This window comes from Spirosoma sp. KUDC1026, assembly GCF_013375035.1.
Lineage (GTDB): Bacteria > Bacteroidota > Bacteroidia > Cytophagales > Spirosomataceae > Spirosoma.
This window is the reverse complement of the sequence record NZ_CP056032.1, coordinates 2,430,845-2,450,305: the sequence shown is the minus strand read 5'-3', so window position 1 is coordinate 2,450,305 and position 19,461 is coordinate 2,430,845. Positions and strand designations below refer to the sequence as shown.

Here is a 19,461-nt window from a genome sequence, read left to right as displayed (position 1 = left end):
ACACCCTTGTTACGTTAAAGATCTAAGCCACAATCGTGAGCCGAGATCAGAACAGCGGTATTTTATTCCCGGCCGGTCCCGCCAGCAATCACTCGTTGGCGGCAAATTAGAAAAGTAAGACGATCAGTGAGATTACTTTAGACTAAAGCTCATTACTCCTAAATCCCCTGAAGGGGATTTAGGAGTAAATTTTAGCGCGTCTACTTAAGTATTAACGATCACGTTTACGCCTGTTAACTAACCACTTAGACTCCCGAAGCAGTCCTCTTAACGCGATGAGGAATCGTAATTAACGCATGAAATCAACGATTAACCGTGTCACCGAAGAAGTGCCGGCACCTCTTTATTCAGGCTGGCGAGGCAACTCCACCGGTACAATCTGTTGTTAGTAACTAGTAGAGTAAACCCGAACAGTTACTTTTTTAGGGGCAAACCGTTAGTTAGCTGGAAGCCCGGTTGCTGTGGTAACAAAATCGTAGGTGAACATCAACGTGGACGAGCAGGAATTATGGCGGGCCTTTCAGTCGGGGGATGAAGCGGCTTATACCCAACTTTACCAGCAGCATGTACGGGCAATGTACCGGTACGGTATGAGTTTGGTAGCCGCTTCGGAAGCATTTGTCCTGGATTGCGTTCACGACGTCTTCACCGAAATCTGGGTGAAACGGACCCGGCTAACTACGCCCGCAAACGTTCGGTACTACCTGCTGAGAGCACTCAGGACCCGAATTATGCATCTGCTGGCCCGAAAAGAACGTCCGTTTATCCCTCTGGATGACGCGGATTACGATGCACTCTGGTCGGAGCCGAACGAACTGGAACTACTGGAAGAACTCGAAGCGGCTAATTCACGCAAAGAACGACTTCAGCGACTGATTGCCCAACTGCCCCCCCGGCAGCAGGAAGCCCTCAAACTCCGATTTATTGAGAACCTGGATTATAACCAGATTGGTCAGGTGCTGGAAATGAATCAGCAATCGGCTAAAAACTTGGTTTTTAGAGCCGTAGAAAAACTTCGGGGCTGGATCCTATTCGTAACTTTACTTTTTTCAATATTTTTTTAGCTTAAAGTGAGTACGTTTTTGTCAATCGGTCATCTACTGCAAATACCAGTAGACTGTGCAACCGGCATACGAAAACTTTACCACAGCTGAATTCTTAACGGACGACGCCTTTGTCAGCCACCAGCTTGCCCCCACTCCCGAGTCGGCTGCGTTCTGGACTGGCTGGCTTCAGACGCATCCTCACTGCCAACAGGAATGGCACCAGGCCGCTGCTCTGCTGGACGCCATCCGTCTGGGCCTGGATACCTATGCGCAGACCCACCTGCCCGAAGAAACCATTCGTCAACTCCTGGCCCGAATTCAGGAGACAAATGCGCAGGCCGGACAAGCTCCGTTCTTCGTACGCTTTCCCAACTGGACACGGTGGGCAGCAGCCGCGGCTGTTCTATTGGCAGCAGGAATCGGCTTCTGGTGGACTAGCCGGGTGGCCTCTCCCTACGAGCAGCACTTGGCTACGTTGACATCTTCCTTTTCTGAAACGACCAACTCCACCGACCACCCCTTAACTATTCACTTACCCGATCGCTCCACCGTCTGGTTGTCGCCCGACAGCCGCCTGAGCTACCCGGCGGACTTTAACCAGAAAAACCGGCGCGTCTACTTATCGGGAGAAGCGACATTTGAGGTAACCAGGAACGAGAAGAGTCCCTTTCTGGTCCACGCGAACGAACTGGTGACGAAGGTGCTGGGGACAAAATTCCTGGTGCGGGCTTTCGCCAGGGAGGGGGAAGTGCGAATTAAGGTTCATACCGGGCAGGTTTCCGTGTACGAAGCGCGGGCAACCGCCCCCCCAACGAACCAGAAAGGTGTCCTGCTGCTGCCCAACCAGCAGGTTGTGTTTACCCGCCAAACCCAGCGGTTTGACAAGATGCTGGTGGAAGCACCCCGTCCGATAAAACCCCTGCCCGGTACCGCGCGCCTGCCTTCGTTCTCCTACAACGAAACGCCGGTTACCCAGGTATTTCAGGACCTGGAGAACGCCTATGGCATTAGCATCCGCTACAACAAAGACGACTTTTCCCCGTGCCAGCTCACCTCGTCGCTGGCCAGAGAATCCTTCACCGGCAAACTGACGATCATCTGTAAAACGTTCGGTGCTACTTATGACATTATTGATGGCCAGGTACTTATAAACGGTGGCGGCTGCCAGTAAGCAAATCACCCTTAGCCTTTTTTTGAAATATGCATGAATAGCTCCCCTTCTGACTTCCGCATACAAGCGTCCCTACAGGCGCTGATTGGTCAATTTCCTAAATAGAATTACAACGACGTATGAAACTGTTTACACCTTATTGCCAAAAATGGCTGGAAACAACCTGCTTACAGGTTTTCCTGTCTTTACTCTGCTTCACTGTCTCCTGGGCTGATGACGTATCGGCGCAGGAATTGTTAGACCGGCGGCTGACGATCGATATTCAGAAAGAAAACATGAAGTCTACGCTGCGTAGCATCGAAAAAGCAGCCAACGTCAAGTTTTCCTATAGCCCGCAGGTTGTTCCAGGGCAGCAGCTGGTATCGATGCGGGTGCAGAACACGCCCCTGAAGGATGTTCTGGAGAAACTCCTCACCCCCCTGCACGTTGATTACAGCGTTACCGGCGAACAGATTGTTCTGACCCGCGCCCCGAATAACGTCATCAACATCGAAAGCATTGACCCCATCCGGGCGTATCAGGCCCCGGTCGACCGGACGATTACGGGAACGGTTCTGGACGAGAAAGGCCAGAGTTTACCTGGTGTTAGCGTACTGCTAAAAGGAACCACGCGCGGGGCCGTAACGGATGTTCAGGGTGCATACAGGCTAAGCATTCCCGACGGACCGCAGACCTTGGTGTTCAGCTTTGTGGGCTTCGAAACCCAGGAGATTGCCGTTACGAACCAAACCACACTAACGGTTCGGCTGAAGACAGACGTTAAGTCCATCAACGAAGTAGTTGTAGTAGGGTACGGCTCGCTGAGCCGGAAGGAGGTAACCAGCGCCGTAACGCACCTGTCGTCCGATGACCTGCTGCGGGTGGGAGGCAACAGCCCACTGATGACCATTCAGGGCAAAGTGGCGGGTCTGTCGGTTACGAACACAGCCGCCGGCGATCCTAACTCAACGCCCAGTATTCAGCTCCGCGGTGTGTCGTCGCGCAGCGCCGGACTTGGCCCCCTGTTTGTCATCAACGGTGTACCGGGCGGTAACCTGGATAACATCAACCAGAACGAAATCGAATCCATCGACGTACTGAAGGGCGGGGCAGCATCGGCAATCTACGGTACCCGGGGCAGCAACGGGGTAATTGTGATCACGACCAAGAAAGGCTCGTCGGAATCACGCATCTTTTACGATGGCTATACCACGTTTGATTTCATCACCAATAAGCTGTCGGTTCTTTCCAAAGACGAGTTTCTGGCCAACAAGCGCGGAGTAGACCTCGGCGGCACTACCGACTGGATGAAGGTCGTCAGCCGCGACCCTGCCTTTTCCCAGAAGCACACCCTGCAGTTCTCGGGTGGTAACGGCAAAACAAACTATTTTACCTCGCTGGATTACCGCAACGCAAACGGAATCGACCTGCGGTCGGCTAAACAGGAATACGGGGGCCGGGTGAACATCAACCATACCTCGTCGAATAACCTGTATGCCATCACGTTCACGGCAGCCCCCCGCTACGCCAAGACCAATCAGGCCGACTACAGTGGTTTCAATTACGCGCTGACGCTCAACCCGACGCAGCCCCTGTACGACCAGAATGGCCGGTATGCTTACATCAATACGGGTTTCTTCGCCAACAACCCGGTGGAACAGGCAAAAAACGTACTGGCGCAGCAGGAGATCAAATACCTGGACATCAACAGCTCGTTCAAGCTGAATCTGCTTGACAACCTGAACACGGTCGCGACGATTGGCGAAGTAAGTTCCTCGTTCCGCAATGAGAATTTTACGCCGTCGACGTTGACGACGGTCGTTAATGGCACCAAGCGGAATACCGCGTCCCAGGCGCTGGACGAAAACGACCAGAAAAGTTTCGAGTGGATCGGCAATTATTTCCTGGACAAGCAGAAGCATTCCTTGAAGGTGCTGGGGGGGTATTCGTATCAGCTTTTCACGTCGTCGGGCTTCAACGCAGCCAACGAGAATCTTCCTTCCGACGTACTAACCTACAACAGCCTGGGAACGGGTCTCTGGAATCTACAGCAGGGAATTAACAACGTAGGCTCGTACCGGAATAGCTCAAAACTGATTGCCTTTTTTGGTCGGGTAAACTACGACTTTGATCAGAAGTATTTTCTGTCGGCCAGTCTGCGCCGGGAGGGCTCGTCCAAGTTTGGGTATGATAACAAATGGGGATACTTCCCGGCCGCATCGGTAGGCTGGCGCATCACCCAGGAGGGCTTTGCCAACAATATTCCCTGGCTGAACGAACTGAAACTCCGGGCCGACTATGGCGAGACGGGGAACCAGGATTTTGGCAATTACCTGTCGCTGGATACCTACGGCGGTTACGGCTATTATCAGTACAACGGTACGTCCTATCAGGTCTGGGGGCCAAGCCAGAATACCAACTATAACCTGCGCTGGGAAAAAGCCCTCAACTTCAACGTCGGTCTTGACTTCGATGTGTTCAAGAACAGCCGCCTGACGGGTAGCCTGAACTACTACATCCGCACCAATAAGGATTTGCTGGGCTCATACAGTGTTCCCAATCCGCCCAACATTCAGGGGTCAACTTTTGCCAACGTAGGGACGATGAAGAACTCGGGACTGGAAATTCAGTTGAACGCCAGCATTATCAACCAAAAGGATTTCAGCTATAACCTGACCTTTGCCGGTGCCACCAACAGCAACAAGTTTGTTTCGTTTTCGAGCGACGCCTACAAAGGTCAGACCTACGTGGATGTGGTTGGCTTTCCTGCTCCCGGCAGCCCCGGTAACGTTCAGCGCTTGCAGGAAAACACCCGGATCGGGAGCTTTTACGCCCTCCGGTCGGCGGGTGTAGACGAAACCGGCGCGCTGCTGGTATACAACAAGAATGGAGATGTGATCGTCGCCAACAAAGCCAATAACGACGACCGACAGTTCATCGGCAATGGGCTGCCTACCTTCACGGCGGGTCTGACCAACAACTTCAAATACCGGAAGTGGGATTTGAGCGTTTTCCTGCGGGGCACATTCGGCTACCAGATCTTCAATACCTACGCCTTTTACCTGGGTACCCCCGCTACGCAGCAGAACGCCAACACACTTACATCGGCGTATGACGGTGGCAAGTATTCTAAGCTGACAAACGCAGCTACGTATTCGGCCCTGTCGGATTATTTCCTGGAGCAGGGTGATTTTGTCAAAATTGATAACATAACCCTGAGCTATACCCAGCCGCTGAAGGTCAACTATCTGCGTTCTGTCCGGGTTTACGCCACCACCCGCAACCTGGCCACCTTTACGGGCTACACAGGAGGAGATCCTGATCTGGTGCAGGTCAATGGGCTGTATCCCGGCGTCAACAATTCTCTGAACTATTACCCATCGACGACTCAACTACTGCTTGGGCTTCAACTCACGTTTTAATTGACACTGACCATGAAACGAAATCGATTGTTTAAACATATAACCTGCGCGTCAGCCTCGTTATTTCTGCTCCTGACCAGTGGCTGTACGAACCTGGATGAAGTACTCTACGACCGGATTACATCCGAGAACTTTCTCCAGACCCGGGCCGATGTAACCCGGGATTTCCTACGGGCTTTTGAACACAGCTACTGGAGTATTCAGGGTGGCTCTACGTTCATGCTCCAGGAAAACAGTACCGATGAACTGATGACGCCGAACCGGCAGGGCGACTGGTTCGATGGCGGGCAGTTTCAGCGGGTTCATTACCACACCTGGACGCCTAACGACGGCTATACCAACGATGCCTGGAACGCGCTGTATCAGGGCGTTACGCTGGCGACCAACTCGCTGGAAGATTTGCAGGGTATCACCAACCCGGCCCGCTTCGAGATGACGCAGGCCGAACTGGACGGTATGATTGCCGAACTACGTACCCTCCGCGCCTGGCTGAATCTCCGGCTGCTAGACTTTTACCGGAATATTGTGCTGGTGAAGAAAGTAAAAGGAGAGTCGCAGGGCGGCCCGCAGGTTCCTCCTCAGGAAGCATTTGCTTACATTGAACAGGAATTGACCGAGTCGATTCCCAAGCTACCCACCCGGCAGAGTCTGGGTGCCAACGCGGTCGGACGCTGGACACAGGGTGGAGCGGCTGCTCTACTTGTACGCCTGTATTTGAACGCCAAAGTGTATACGGGCACCGATCGTTTCGCCGACTGCGCAACGGTGTGCCAGGACATGCTGGCCGGGAAATACGGCACCTACGCGCTGGAAACCCGCTGGGACGCCCCGTTTGACTACACCAATTCGACCTCGTCAGAAACGGTTTTCGGCTTTCCGGGCAGCTTTGCGCTAACGCACTGGCAGTACGACAGCGGGATGTATTTCTGGATGATGCCCTACCAGGCTACCAACTATTTCGGGTTTACCGATTTTGGCCAGGGCAATCCTAAATACGCCCTGCAACCCGGCCGCGACGTAGATAGCACGGAATACAAGTTTACGCTCGGTAAGCCGTTCATCAAATTCCAAAAGTACACCGATGACCTGCGCCTGAAAAAGTACCGGAATCTGGGCAACAGTAAACGGGAGGGTATGTTCCTGTACGGGTACCTGCCTTACACGAATGCTACTGGGAAGGTCGACACGGTACGGGGTAATAAGGGTCCCTACGCCCTTTTTCTCCGGGATCAGGTAGGTTTCTTCCTCGATGCGAAGCCGGGGACTAAAATCGCCGATAAAGAATCGAACATGAACCACGCCGACCATAACTCGGGCATCTTCCCGGTGAAGTATCCGTACTACCCCAGCGATGATCCGAATAAGATTTCGTCGGCCTATGCGGAGATTCGGCTGGCTGAAATTTATTACTCACTGGCCGAATGCAAGTACCGGGCGGGCGACAAAGCTGCCGCGGCCGTACTGCTCAATACGGTTAGATCCCGTAACTATCCGGCAGGTTCGCCAAGCTTATACAAGACCGACGGCAGTCAACTGACCGACCAGGAAATGCTGGACGAATGGGGACGTGAGTTCCTGGTGGAAGGGCGTCGCCGTACGGATCTGATTCGCTGGGGCGTATTCAACACAGGCACCTGGTGGGACAAACAACCCGATGCCGACAACCACACGGCCATTTTCCCGATTGGCCAGAACGTACTGAATGTTTCCACGCAACTGAAACAGAATCCAGGTTACTAGAACTGGCCGACATTGGCTTCAAAGCTGAGAGAACCGCCTTCTGCTACGTTGGCGGTTCTCCTGCTTCTGGCTAATTGGCGGCTTATCGGCTAATGATCTTGATCAACGTGCCTTTCGTTACGCGATCATCGGCCTTCAGACCATTCAAGATTCCAGCCTCATCCACGCGCCCCGCAGGCATCCCCAGCGCGGTTACCACTTCCCGAAAGGACCCATCGCGGGGAGTCGATCTGACCAGCACCCGTTCTACCTTTCGATTAAGTTTGTCCGGGTCGCTAAGCGAACGAAAATTCTCGGCTACCTGCTTGAACGCCCCATAACTTGAATTGAAATCAGCGCTTGCGGCCAATCCATGAAGTGCATAAATAGCGTTGTTGTACTGAATCAGCCAGGTTCCAATCTGAAGGGCCGCCTTAGGATCCTGTTGCGGCTGTCCCTGCTGCTGTTGTTGCTGTTGGCGCGAAATAAGTACGTAGGCGGGGTTACCGTTGATGGTTGTTTTTCCACTTTCCAGCACATTCAGGCCTAATTCCTTCACCAGACTCTGGGCCGCTTCGTCCAGCGAATTTCCTTTTGCCAGCGTTAGAATCATTGCCGACTTACCGTCTTTGGCGGCCATCTGGAATTGGCTTGGCGAGTTCTGCGATTGCCAGTTGTTGGGCACCGGAAACTGAAAACGTAGCTCCGGATGATAGAAATACCCATTTTCGACAAAGCCCTGTTTCGGGTCTTCCCCATACATAATTCCGTCGACCAGCTGCAGGTACCGGTCATGGTTAACCTGGTAAGACGCTGGATTTTGGGCCTGATATTCCTTTGCTAATGCATGAACGCGCGTGAAGCGGTTACCCGGATCGGGGTGAGTTGACATGAACTGTGGAATGGCTTCTCCCGATTTGTCGGACAGGCGTTTGAGCGTACCGAAGAAATCGGCCATTTCGTTGGCGTCGTAACCGATTTTACTCGAATACTCTACGCCAAGTTTATCCGACTCTGATTCGTGATCACGGCTGTATTTCAGCGATAGAAGACCCAGTCCCTGTTGAAGCGCTTCAATGTTCTGGCCGACAACCTGGGGAGCAACCACCGCCCCCCCAATCAGCGCGATGGTACTCAGCAACTGACTTTTCTGAGAACGGGCCGCATGCTTTGCCGTAATGTGGCCGATTTCGTGACCCAGTACTCCAGCAAACTCAGCCTCGTTGTTAAAGTGGGCTAAAATGCCCCGTGTAAAGTAAACGTACCCGCCCGGTACGGCGAAGGCGTTAACAATGGGCGAATCGACAATATAAAACTGATAGGGCAGGTCAGGCCGGTGCGACACCTTGGCCATTGCTTTCCCCTTTTCGTTCATAAACGCCTGTAACGACTTGTCTTCGTACAAGCCCATTGTGGCCACAACCGACGGGTGCGACTCTTTGCCGATGGCAATTTCCTGCTCGGTCGACATAAGGCTTATTTCGCGCTTTCCCGTAACCGGATTGCGGGCGCAGGCAAAAACAGACAGCAAAATTACAGTACCGGAAAAGAGCCGGTGAAGGGTACGCGTGTGCATGGGAGTAGGAGACGTAAGTGATGTAAATGGTGTTCGTTCCTGGTAAGCCAAACGTAAAAAAAGCGATAGCTAGGCCTAGCTATCGCCCCAGGTTGCTGACTGCTAAACCTTACCAGTTAATTGTCAATTTTCTTTGTTTCGCTCTTGATGCGACGGGGAGTCAATTCAGCTAGATTAGCTGCGACGGCTCATTAACACCTTGCGTCGACAGTTTGTTTGGCCGCTGGCTGACGTAGCGGGTCGCTGATTTTCGTTTGACTGTTGGCAGACCCAGACGTTACTGCAGATTGGCGTCTTCCCGGCTGTTGAACGTATCGCCCTGGCTGAGGTCACCCGTACGGAGCCCTTTTTTGAACCAGTATACCCGCTGCGCCGACGAACCGTGCGTGAACGCGTCAGGCACGACCCGCCCCTGGGTCTGTTCCTGAATTTTATCGTCGCCGATGGCATTAGCGGCTGTCAGGGCCTCCTCTACATCGTTTTCATCAATAGAAACACTTTGCCCCTGCGCGTGGTGCGCCCAGACGCCCGCGTAGAAATCGGCCTGTAGCTCCAGCCGGACCGACAGCTTGTTGTAGTCACGCTGGCTCATCTGCCCCCGTGCCTGGTTCACTTTATCCATAATTCCCAGCTGATTCTGAACGTGGTGGCCAATTTCGTGGGCAATTACGTAGGCCATGGCAAAATCGCCAGGGGCCTGAAACCGCTGGCTGAGTTCATCGTAGAACGACAGATCAATATAAACCTTCTGGTCGGCGGGACAGTAAAACGGTCCCATTTCCTGCTGTGCCGTACCGCACTGCGACGATGTGACGCCCCGGAACATTACCAGCGTTGGATCAGCATACTGCTCTCCCTTATCAGCAAAGATTTGCCCCCATACATCCTCAGTACTGGCCAAGACTTTTCGGGTGAAACTGGCTGCGGCATCGTCGGGCTGCGGCCCGGTGGGAGCCTGCGACGTGGTCTGTGTATCATCGGTCTGCTGGGTCAAAACCTGCGACGGGTCTCCGCCCAGGAACATATAGATCAAGGCAATGACGACCGTACCAATACCGCCACCAACGACCAGCCCTCCCCCACCGCTGCTACCCCGGCGGTCATCCACATTATCGCTTTCGCGTCCTCCTATCCAACGCATAGTTTTTTGTCGTTATAATTCGTTTACGTTGAATTACCGTTTTCGGAGGCAAAGTGTTTAATCCCGGTGTCAATCCCGCATGTAAACCTAGCCAATCGTGACCAGACCCGGCTCCACTGGCAACAGGTCTTCTTTCGATGCGTCGCAGGTTGCACAGCCATACGTAACGGGTAATTCGTCGAATGGCGTCCCCGCCGGAACTCCCTGCCGTTCGTCACCGTATTGGGCATCATAGACCGTAAAACAATGGCAACACCGATAAACAACAGGCCGGGCAGCGGTTACGAGTTCCGCTTTTTCAATTTCCGGTTCGACCAGCTCAACTGAGTTACCAGCCAGACGGGCATTATATTTCCGACTCAACCGCCGGAGCTGGTTGGGCACGTGAATTTTCAATAATCCTTTCTCGAACAGGTGATACGTTCGGCTATTTGGGTTGAAGTTTTCGGTAAAATACAGGTCATACACGCTAAACAGCGCCAGTTGCCCAATCCGAAACAGGGGCCGCCGACGTATGAGCACGGCACCAAACACCTCTGATTTAGGCCGTGTCTGCACGCCAAAGCACAAGCCAAACGTTCGGATATCGTATTTCTGAAAATAACGGATAATATAATTCTTGAACTGCGCTCCCTCATCGTCGTGGTCCTCCGTTTGCCAGGCTAGTTCGTTGGCCGCGTGGCGGACGTTGATATCGTGTTTACCCAGTATGTATGACCAGGCCGCCCGGTCTTTCTCCCCGATACCTTTGATGATGAGCGACTTCCAGGGCGTAACACATAGTTCGCCGATGCGGGTTTTCAGGCACAAGGCGCAGACATCAAGCAGGAAAGCGATGGAAAACTGTTCGGAACGGCGGTACAAGCCCAGCCACGACCGCTGCCCATACCGATTAAATCCTTCATAGTAAGGCAGCGAGAACTCGGGCAATTCAACTTCCTGCGCTACCGGTTGGGTAATAAATGACTGTGCCGATGTAACAGCCGAATACAGCTGCGTTTCGTTCTGACATACCTGTTCCAGCAGCGCTGTTTCCACCGCCTGGGCCAGCCGGCCCAGGTCGTTGGTATAGACCAGATCCGGCCAGCGAAAGAGCGTGTTGCTTTGCTTCGGCCGAACGTAGAGGTACCAGAAATGCGGTTCGGCCGAAGCGATAAAATTCAGGTTGCCGGTGAAAAAGGGCGTGAAACTCTGATTCCCGTCGGAGATATTCACTTTCATTCGGGGCTGATAATCGAACTGGTCCAGCACTGTATGATACTCCCCCTCCCTGAGCCAGTCGCCCGTCCGAAACACATCTTCCCCGCAGTATGAACTGATAATATTGGGGTACTGCTCCGTATTCACCTCGTACGGTATCTGATGCGCTTTCAGATCTTTTTCCAGAAAGGGCATATCTTCATAATGCACCGTCATCAGTAACTGCTGACGGGCGCCAAACCGCACCTGCCGCACCTTAGCCTCATACGCCAGCAACAAAACCTGTTGCAGCGTTCCCGGCGACGCAATCCCACCAGGTAGGTTGATTTTTAGTGTGTAGTAGTCGCGCATGGATTTAAAGAGTGAAAGAATAAATCGGACCGCCGACGCGGAGCGAAAGAGCGAATAAGCCGAGGGGAGCTAATCCGAGAACAGCGCTCTTTCGCTCATTTTTTCTAAAATGCTCCGCACCTCGGGTCGGCACGAGCCGCAGCCGGTTCCGGCACCTGTCTGTTGGCAAAGATGTTGAAAATCCGTACAGCCCGCCCGGATGGCACGTTCCAGATTACCCTGGCCGACCGTATTGCAGGAGCAAACCAATTTTCCGTCGACCGGCTCAGCGGTCTTACTCGACCGCAGGAGCTGCAATCGCTTTTCGGACAGCTCAATACCGTTGGCAATCAGGTCGCGGAATTCCAGAAATTCGTTTTTATCACCAATCAGAATCGCCCCCACTAGTTTGTCGCGGTACACGATGCACTTTTTATAATAACGCCGGGTTTTGTCGATGAAGACGATTTCTTCGTAGTCAGTACTTCCCGCCGGCACTTCGGCCATGCCCAGACTACAGAGATGCAGCCCTTCCATCTTCAGAATATTCATCGACAGGCTGCCCCGGTAGGGTTGTGAAATATCACCCGCCAAAAACCGGGCCGCTACGTCGGCCTGCTGCTCGGCGGCTAACGTAATACCCCACATCTGGCCGTTCCACTGCGCAATCTCGCCCATCGCAAAAATGTCCGGATCTGACGTTTGCAGGTAATCATTCACAACAACGCCCCGGCTGCAGTCCAGGCCAGCCGCGCGCGCCAGATCAATGTTGGGGGTCGTACCAATCGCCAGTACCGCCACCTGACAGGCCAGCTTCCGCCCCGATTTGAGTCGTACGCCCTCCAGCCGATCCTGCCCGTTAAACATCTGGATTTCCTCGTTCAAGTAGATGTCAACACCACGATCCAGCAGCTCCTGATACAGCAGGTCGCTGGCCAATGTATCGAGCTGGCGCTCCATAAATCGGCCCGACCGGTGAATAAGCGTTACCCGCACCCCGACCTGCCGCAGGGAAGCCGCTAGTTCCAGCCCCAGCAGTCCACCGCCAACGACCACGGCGTGGGGGTCTTCCCGATCCAGAAACGGCAGGAGCGAATCGGCATCCAGCCGCGAACGCATGTTGAAGATTCCTGGCAGGCGTGGTACGGTCCGGGGCATAAACGCCCGGCTTCCCGTTGCCAGCACCAGTTTATCGTAGTGATGGTCGACACCGTTACTATCAATCACGATTTTGGCCTGCCGGTCGATGTGGTTAATACCGATTCCTTTGTGAACAACGATGTTGGCTGCCTCAAACTGATCTTCGCGCAGCTTGACCAACTGCTCCCACGACTGCGACCCGCTGATGTAATCGGGCAGCATCACTCGGTTGTAGAACGGGTAAATTTCTTTGGAAAAGACGTGAATTTCATCCTCCGCGGTGGCAGAATCAGTACGTAACGACCGATACGTATTGATAAAACCCAGTCCCGCCGACCCCGCGCCAATGACCACAATTTTCTCGATCGGTTTACGATACAGCGATACCTCAACGGCCGTAAATTTAAAGTCCGGCTCTTTGGATCGCGGGTCGACCAGCTTATTGGTCAGGTTATTGGTCCGGTTCAGATCGTCGGTTGCCATGCTGCCCGTCAGTTGTTTACCCCAGTGCATGGGCAGAAAGCACAGGCCGGGACGTACGTCGTCGGTGAGCTGCGCTTTAACCCGAACTTCTCCCCGGCGACTTCGCACCACGACCAACTGCCCATCCTGGATACCGCGCGACCGGGCATTGTCCGGGTGAAGGTGAAGATAAGGTTGCGGAATGTGCTGGTTCAGCTTGGCCACGCGTCCCGTTTTGGTCCTCGTGTGCCACTGATCCCGAATCCGGCCGGTTGTCAGCACCAGCGGAAAATCTTCATCCGTCTGCTCCGACGTATTGCCGTCCGGCACCGCGTGGATCTGCGCCCGTTTGTTAGGTGTATAAAACTGATGATCCGTAAACAGCCGTTTCGTCCCGGCTGATGTACCGCTTTGTTCCTCTTCTCCGGCCCATCTTTCCGGCCCCGTAAACGGCCACTGAATGGTTCGTTTTTGCTTCAGCAGTTCGTAACTCACACCCGTTACGTCCACGTTGGTACCCGCCGTAATTCGAGTGTATTCCTGGTACACCTCCGACGCGCTGGCGTAGTTGAACGACTCGCCAAAGCCCATCTTTTGCGCAAACCGCCAGATGATTTCCGCGTCGGGCAACACCTCGCCGGGACCGTCCATCACTTTGGGCAGGTACGCAATCCGGCGCTCAGCGTTGGTCATCGTCCCTTCTTTCTCCAGCCAGGCAGCAGCGGGCAGAACCACATCGGCAAACTGAACTGTATCGGCCCGGTTCGATACGTCCTGCACAACAACGTAACGTGCTTTCTTCAACGCCTTTTCGACCGCGCTCACGTCGGGCATGCTCACCAGCGGATTGGTGTTGATGATCCAGATGGCTTTGAGTCGGCCGTCTTCCAGCGCGTCGACCATCTCGGTTGCGGTCAGGCCGGGTTTGGCGGCAATCCTGACCGGCCCCTGCCAGAAAGCTTCTACCTCGGCGCGGTGCGTTGCATTCGTTACGTCGCGGTGGGCGGGTAATGCGTTCGCCAGGCCACCCACCTCGCGTCCACCCATCGCGTTGGGCTGGCCTGTCAATGAAAAAGGGCCGTTGCCGGGCGTACCAATTCGGCCCGTAATCAGGTGCAGGTTAATCAACGACAAATTCTTGTTGACGCCCACCGACGACTGGTTCATCCCCATCGTCCAGAGGGAAAGAAAGCCGTTCGACCGACCAATCCAATCGGCCGTTTGTTCGATCTGCTGAGAGTCGATGCCACAGAGGTCGGCGGCTTCGGCTACGGTACGTTGCATCACCTGCTCCCGGTATGCCATGAAGCCATCGGCATGATCGGTTATGAAATCGTGGTCGATGTAGTTTTTCTCAATCAGCAACCGGCCAATGGCGTTATTGATTACGATGTCGGTGCCGGGGCGGATGGGCAAATGCAGATCCGACGAGCGGGCGGTATCTGTCCGGCGCGGGTCGACGCAGATGATTTTTACGTGTGGATTGGCCGCTTTGTGCGCTTCGATCCGACGCCACAGAATGGGGTGACACCAGGCCGGATTGGCTCCCTGTACGTAAAACAGATCAGCTTCCTCAATATCGTCGTAGCAAACCGGCACCGAGTCCTCTCCCAGCGTCAGTTTATAGCCCACCACCGCCGAGCTCATGCAGAGCCGGGAGTTGGTGTCGATGTTGTTCGAGCCGATAAACCCTTTGATCAGCTTATTGACCAGGTAATATTCCTCCGTCAGGCACTGTCCTGATACGTAGAACGCGACAGAATCAGGCCCGTATTTCTGAATCAGTGTCCGGAATACGGCGGCCGTTCGTTCCAGCGCAGCATCCCAGCTGACCCGCTGCATGGGCATCGACCGGTTGAGCCGCATCTGCGGGTACAACAGCCGGTCGGACTGATCCATAACGGTGTAATGCAGGTTCATGCCCTTCGAGCAGAGCATGCCCCGGTTGGACGGATGCGATTTATCGCCCTCCAGCGTCAGTTGCCCATTCGGTTCCTGTTTGACTACAATTCCACAGCCAACACCACAGTAGCAACAGGTCGTTTGATGAGTCATAGGAAAAAAGGAGGAAAGGGAGAAGAGGGAGGAAGGAGGAAAGGGATAGGCTACCGTTAAAGAAAATCTTATTGGCTAAGCTCCCTTTCGTCCCTCTCCTCCTTACTCCCTTTCCTCCTTAGTTTAATTGCAATTCTGCCTTAGTGGACTCTGTAACAGCCGATTTACCGAAATTGACCAGGAACAGCAGCAGGCCGATCACCGCGACAGCGCAGCCGATATAGAGAAAAGCCTGTCCGTAGGTAATCGACTGCGATTTGAACAGGAAGCCCATCAGCATACCGCCCAGGTTGCCCCCCGCGCCAACCACGCCCGAAATAATGCCGACCGCTTTGGGGTTGACAAACGGCACAATGGCGTACGTGCTCCCATTCGACATTTTCAGAAACAGGGCGAACGTGATCATCGCCAGAATGGCCATCGGCAGATTACCCGCCTGCGCGAACAACATGATGCCGATGCCTTCCAGCAGGAGCATTCCCGCCAGCAGTACGCCCTTGCCCCGCATCCCGTATTTTCTACCCACGCGGTCGGCAATAATTCCTCCCAGCGCCCGGGCAAAGATGTTCATGAAGCCGAACAGCATGGCCCAGAACCCTGCTTCGGTTTCTTCCATCTTGAAGTTGTCAAAGAAATAGAGGGCCGCAACACCATCGAACGTAATTTCCATCCCGAAGCAGCAGGCATAGGCCAGCGCCAGCGCCCAGACCCGAACATCGGCACAGGCTTTCCAGAAACTAACGGACTCGCCTTTAGCAGCCGCATGACCAATGTTTTCGTAGTTGCCGTTGGGCGTGTCGGTAGTGAAGCGGTAGTACAGGAACGCCATGATGAGCATCATGACACCTGGCACGACCATCGCCAGCCGCCAGGCTTCGGGCTTGGTATAGCCGAACCCAACGATAGCGGCCATAATCAGGGGCATGGCGAGTTGCGTAATCCCCCCACCCAGATTGCCCCAGCCCCCGGCTACGGCATTGGCCGTTCCTTTGACCTTCGGCGCGAACATCATCGACGTATGAAACTGCGTAATCACGAACGAGGCCCCGATCGTGCCAATGGCCAGGCGAAACAACAGGAACGTCGTGTAGTCATGCGCCAGCCCAACCAGCATAACCGGCAAGGAACCCAGCACGAGCAGCGCCGTGTACGTTTTGCGCGGCCCCCACGTATCGCATAGTTTACCGACCAGCAGCCGGGCGAAAATTGTAGCCGATACGGCTGCGATAATGGTGTTTCCCACCTGTGGTTTGGTCAGATTCAGGTCGGCCCGGATGGCAGGCATCAGCGGAGCCAGCCCGAACCAGCCGAAGAAGCAGACGAAAAAGGTAAGCCACGTGATGTGAAAAGTCCGCATCTGTACCCCGCGGAAACTAAAGATATTGAGTGATTCAAGCGGTTGGTTCGTTATCATGGTCTGTACGGGTAAATGGGTGCGTATAAAATTTTTAAAGAGGCCGTAAGCTGGTTGCTATGGTTGCTCGGCGGGAGCAGACAATCATTTGCTGGCCGTTGGTTTGACATAGAAAAAATCCGGGCGGATGTTGATCATCAGGTACGCCCACTGACCAGTTTTATCCTTCTGGTCCATAGTACTTTGTTTGCTGTATTCCAGACTATTGGTACCTTTCAGCACCGAGTATCCAAATTCTACAACCGTGAATTTGTTGAGCGCGTAGGTCGCGGTGAAATCGTACTCCATACCTAATTTTGAGTCCAGCAGCGTACCAGCCGGTACATCAGCCATCCGGTTGTAGGTTGGCGCAGCCAGGGCGAAATAGTGAACGTCTAGCCCCGTCGTTAGCCGGCTGCCGGTGTACTTGAATTTCAGGAACGCGTCTTTCAGCCCACCGGCCGGCGACCCCGTTCCGGCGTAGAAGTAATCCATGTAGCCCCAGAATTTGTGGGGCGTACCATAAAGCGGATCAAAGCGGCTCGTCTGCCCATTCTGAATCGTCGTGGCATTGTTACCCGACAGCACTTCGTAGCCCGGCCCGGCGCTCAGCGCCCCCCGCTGCACCATGAAGCTGGCCCCGTAGTGGTATGCTTTCTTAATAGTCAGACCATCCCGGTCTTTACCGCTCTGACCATAGGCAAACGCCTGCCACTGCACTTTACCAAATCGGGACGATTCTTTTCCCAGCAGCCCGGTCAGCATACCGCCGTAGGTCACGCGGGAGTTCACGCCCGCTACGTCATAACGGCGCCCATATACGTACCCCTGCGTTGCGTTGCCCAGCGAATCACCCCGGTATTTCTGAAAGTCGTCCTTAAAAACCAGCGCCGAGAATTTCGTACCACCAAATTTCCGGGCCAGGTACAGCAACTGAAACGATTTGAACTGCTGGTTCTGGCCGTTCGTGCTGAGGGGCGTTGCCAGTATGGGTACTCCCCCTTTGCCGCTTGTCGGGACAAAACCGGTTGGAATCGCCAGTGTTACGTTCCGGGTTGACAGACCAGACGCCGGAACGTTGCCCGCCGTGTAATACGTACCAACCACGCCAAACGCATCGGAATTCTGGTTGAAGCCAGCCCCCAAGTCGACGGTCCAGCCATGATGCTGTGCTTTCAGAAGCGCTGCGTCGAACCGACGGCCCTGCTGGAGCCAGTCCAGGTTACCAATCAGGCGGGAATCATCGTAAACCATTTCCTGCCGTCCAATTTTCAATGACAGGTTCTGCACCGGTTTGAACTTAATGGTCGTGTCGGCGCTGTTGGCCAGCGTGATGTCAGCCCAGGCTTCGTGCACCATCAGTCGGTTCCCGTCGGCGTTATTGATCGTGGCGGCATCCTGCCCCCATACACGCACGTCCTGCACGGCGGTCTGGAACGTAATACGGTCCCACTTGTAATTGAAGGTGAGCCGCGCCCGCTGCGACGTAAAAAAGGCGGCCGGGCTACCTTTGGGAGCGAGGTTACCAAAGCCGTCCCGCAGTTCGGTGCGCGTACGAAGCTGGCCAACCAGCGAATATTGCGCAAAAAGGTCGGTGCTGACGGCAAGGCAAAACCCGCCAAGCAGCACTGATTTCACGAGAAGTAGTCTCATTATGTACGTTACTGTAGTGTGATGTTTGAGGATAGGCAGTAGACGAACAGGGATACCCAGATTTGGGTAAACAACGGGCGAGCGCCCGAACGAAGCAGCGAAGGATCAGGCCGGGTAGAGACAGGTGATAACGCCCCGGCAGGAGAAGGTAGCCGGTTGTATTACGTGCTTTTTTTCATTTTCTTTGATGCGTTTATGTGATGCATAGACAACCCCAAATGAGCCGGTCCAAAGGTGCCCCCACACCGGACCGGCTTTTTTATCAGCAGGTCAGCGCCAGATTCCGCGCATACGCTACGACATAGTCGGGATGCAGCGTAACAACCTCTCCGATGATGAGCACAGCAGGCGCCCCCACGCGCTGCGCTGCCACCAGATCGGGCATTTCCCAGACCTGACCTACCACGCACCGCTCGTCGGCACGCGTTCCGTTTTGTACAACCGCCATCGGCCAATCCCCCCGACCGTGCTGGGTATACAAGGTGCATAATTCATCTAACTTGTTGAGACCCATCAGCACCACAACCGTAGCATTCGACTGAACGGCCAGTTGCAGGTCTGCCGACAGTTCGCCGTGCCGGGTCGTGCCGGTAATGACCCAGAAGCTTTCGCTGATACCCCGGCAGGTGACCGGTATCCCCTGCGAGGCCGGTACGGCGATACAACTCGATACTCCCGGAATAACGACGCTGGGAATCCCGTGCTGCCGGGCGTAATTGCACTCCTCGTAGCCACGGCCAAAGACGTAGGAATCCCCGCCTTTCAGCCGGATCACGTGACCGTGCGTTCGGGCCAGGTCAACAATCATCTGATTGATTACATCCTGCGAAGCCGACGGCTTACCCGCCCGTTTACCTACGTATAGCTTTAGGGCCTGTTCGGGCGCGAAGTCCAGCAGCGTAGCGGTCGCCAGATCGTCGTATAAGACAACATCTGCTTGCTGTAACACTCTGATTCCTTTTACGGTAATCAGCTCGCCATCGCCCGGTCCGGCGCCTACCAGTGTAAGTTTTGGCTGTCTATTCATATACACAACACTTAACAGGCTAAATAGTATTTTTATACTATACGTAGTAAACTATCACCAATCTTTAATAACGAGTCAAAACTAAAGACAAAATTTTTCAAATCAACTAATTTTGCAAAAAATATTCTGACAAATATAATTTTTACA

Annotated in this window: 11 protein-coding genes; 4 read left to right on the top strand and 7 right to left on the bottom strand. The window is 54.1% G+C overall.

Features of this window, described 5'->3' with window-relative positions; all coding sequences use genetic code 11:
- Positions 1 to 479 precede the first annotated feature (479 nt).
- From HU175_RS10255 to HU175_RS10240, 4 genes are all read left to right on the top strand, one after another.
- Entirely contained in the window at positions 480 to 1,064 is a 585-nt protein-coding gene (locus tag HU175_RS10255; RefSeq protein WP_228724388.1) for an RNA polymerase sigma factor, read from the top strand.
- 55 nt (positions 1,065 to 1,119) lie between these two features.
- Entirely contained in the window at positions 1,120 to 2,217 is a 1,098-nt protein-coding gene (locus HU175_RS10250; RefSeq protein ID WP_176566506.1) for a FecR family protein, read from the top strand.
- A gap of 119 nt (positions 2,218 to 2,336) precedes the next feature.
- Positions 2,337 to 5,618, top strand: coding sequence for a SusC/RagA family TonB-linked outer membrane protein (locus HU175_RS10245; protein ID WP_218037021.1), 3,282 nt, complete (start codon positions 2,337 to 2,339; stop codon positions 5,616 to 5,618).
- A gap of 12 nt (positions 5,619 to 5,630) precedes the next feature.
- Positions 5,631 to 7,358, top strand: coding sequence for a RagB/SusD family nutrient uptake outer membrane protein (locus tag HU175_RS10240; protein WP_176566505.1), 1,728 nt, complete (start codon positions 5,631 to 5,633; stop codon positions 7,356 to 7,358).
- Positions 7,359 to 7,440: 82 nt separating this feature from the next.
- Here HU175_RS10240 and HU175_RS10235 read toward each other — a convergent pair whose 3' ends face one another.
- From HU175_RS10235 to cobA, 7 genes are all read right to left on the bottom strand, one after another.
- On the bottom strand, positions 7,441 to 8,913 hold the full coding sequence (locus HU175_RS10235; RefSeq protein WP_176566504.1) for a M48 family metalloprotease: 1,473 nt from the start codon (positions 8,911 to 8,913) through the stop codon (positions 7,441 to 7,443).
- Between the two features lie 277 nt (positions 8,914 to 9,190).
- Positions 9,191 to 10,054: a neutral zinc metallopeptidase gene (locus HU175_RS10230; RefSeq protein ID WP_176566503.1), complete on the bottom strand. Its 864-nt coding sequence runs from the start codon at positions 10,052 to 10,054 to the stop codon at positions 9,191 to 9,193.
- An 87-nt stretch (positions 10,055 to 10,141) separates the two neighbouring features.
- Positions 10,142 to 11,605, bottom strand: a complete 1,464-nt coding sequence (locus HU175_RS10225) for a rubredoxin domain-containing protein (protein WP_176566502.1) — start codon at positions 11,603 to 11,605, stop codon at positions 10,142 to 10,144.
- Between the two features lie 69 nt (positions 11,606 to 11,674).
- Positions 11,675 to 15,241 (bottom strand): nitrate reductase, encoded by a 3,567-nt coding sequence (locus HU175_RS10220; protein WP_176566501.1) that lies wholly within the window; start codon positions 15,239 to 15,241, stop codon positions 11,675 to 11,677.
- Positions 15,242 to 15,359: 118 nt separating this feature from the next.
- Positions 15,360 to 16,655 carry a NarK family nitrate/nitrite MFS transporter gene (locus HU175_RS10215; RefSeq protein WP_176566500.1) on the bottom strand — a complete coding sequence of 432 codons (1,296 nt, stop codon included), beginning with the start codon at positions 16,653 to 16,655 and terminating at the stop codon, positions 15,360 to 15,362.
- A gap of 84 nt (positions 16,656 to 16,739) precedes the next feature.
- Positions 16,740 to 18,287, bottom strand: a complete 1,548-nt coding sequence (locus tag HU175_RS10210) for an alginate export family protein (RefSeq protein ID WP_176566499.1) — start codon at positions 18,285 to 18,287, stop codon at positions 16,740 to 16,742.
- 262 nt (positions 18,288 to 18,549) lie between these two features.
- A complete protein-coding gene (cobA, locus tag HU175_RS10205) occupies positions 18,550 to 19,314 on the bottom strand; it encodes a uroporphyrinogen-III C-methyltransferase (protein WP_176566498.1) in 765 nt (254 codons plus the stop codon).
- Positions 19,315 to 19,461 lie beyond the last annotated feature (147 nt).

Coding starts and splice junctions, on each gene's coding strand:
- HU175_RS10220 (WP_176566501.1), bottom strand. CDS start 15,241: ATGACTCATCAAACGACCTGTTGCTACTGTGGTGTTGGCTGTGGAATT.
- HU175_RS10225 (WP_176566502.1), bottom strand. CDS start 11,605: ATGCGCGACTACTACACACTAAAAATCAACCTACCTGGTGGGATTGCG.
- HU175_RS10230 (WP_176566503.1), bottom strand. CDS start 10,054: ATGCGTTGGATAGGAGGACGCGAAAGCGATAATGTGGATGACCGCCGG.
- HU175_RS10245 (WP_218037021.1), top strand. CDS start 2,337: ATGAAACTGTTTACACCTTATTGCCAAAAATGGCTGGAAACAACCTGC.
- HU175_RS10215 (WP_176566500.1), bottom strand. CDS start 16,655: ATGATAACGAACCAACCGCTTGAATCACTCAATATCTTTAGTTTCCGC.
- cobA (WP_176566498.1), bottom strand. CDS start 19,314: ATGAATAGACAGCCAAAACTTACACTGGTAGGCGCCGGACCGGGCGAT.
- HU175_RS10210 (WP_176566499.1), bottom strand. CDS start 18,287: ATGAGACTACTTCTCGTGAAATCAGTGCTGCTTGGCGGGTTTTGCCTT.
- HU175_RS10240 (WP_176566505.1), top strand. CDS start 5,631: ATGAAACGAAATCGATTGTTTAAACATATAACCTGCGCGTCAGCCTCG.
- HU175_RS10235 (WP_176566504.1), bottom strand. CDS start 8,913: ATGCACACGCGTACCCTTCACCGGCTCTTTTCCGGTACTGTAATTTTG.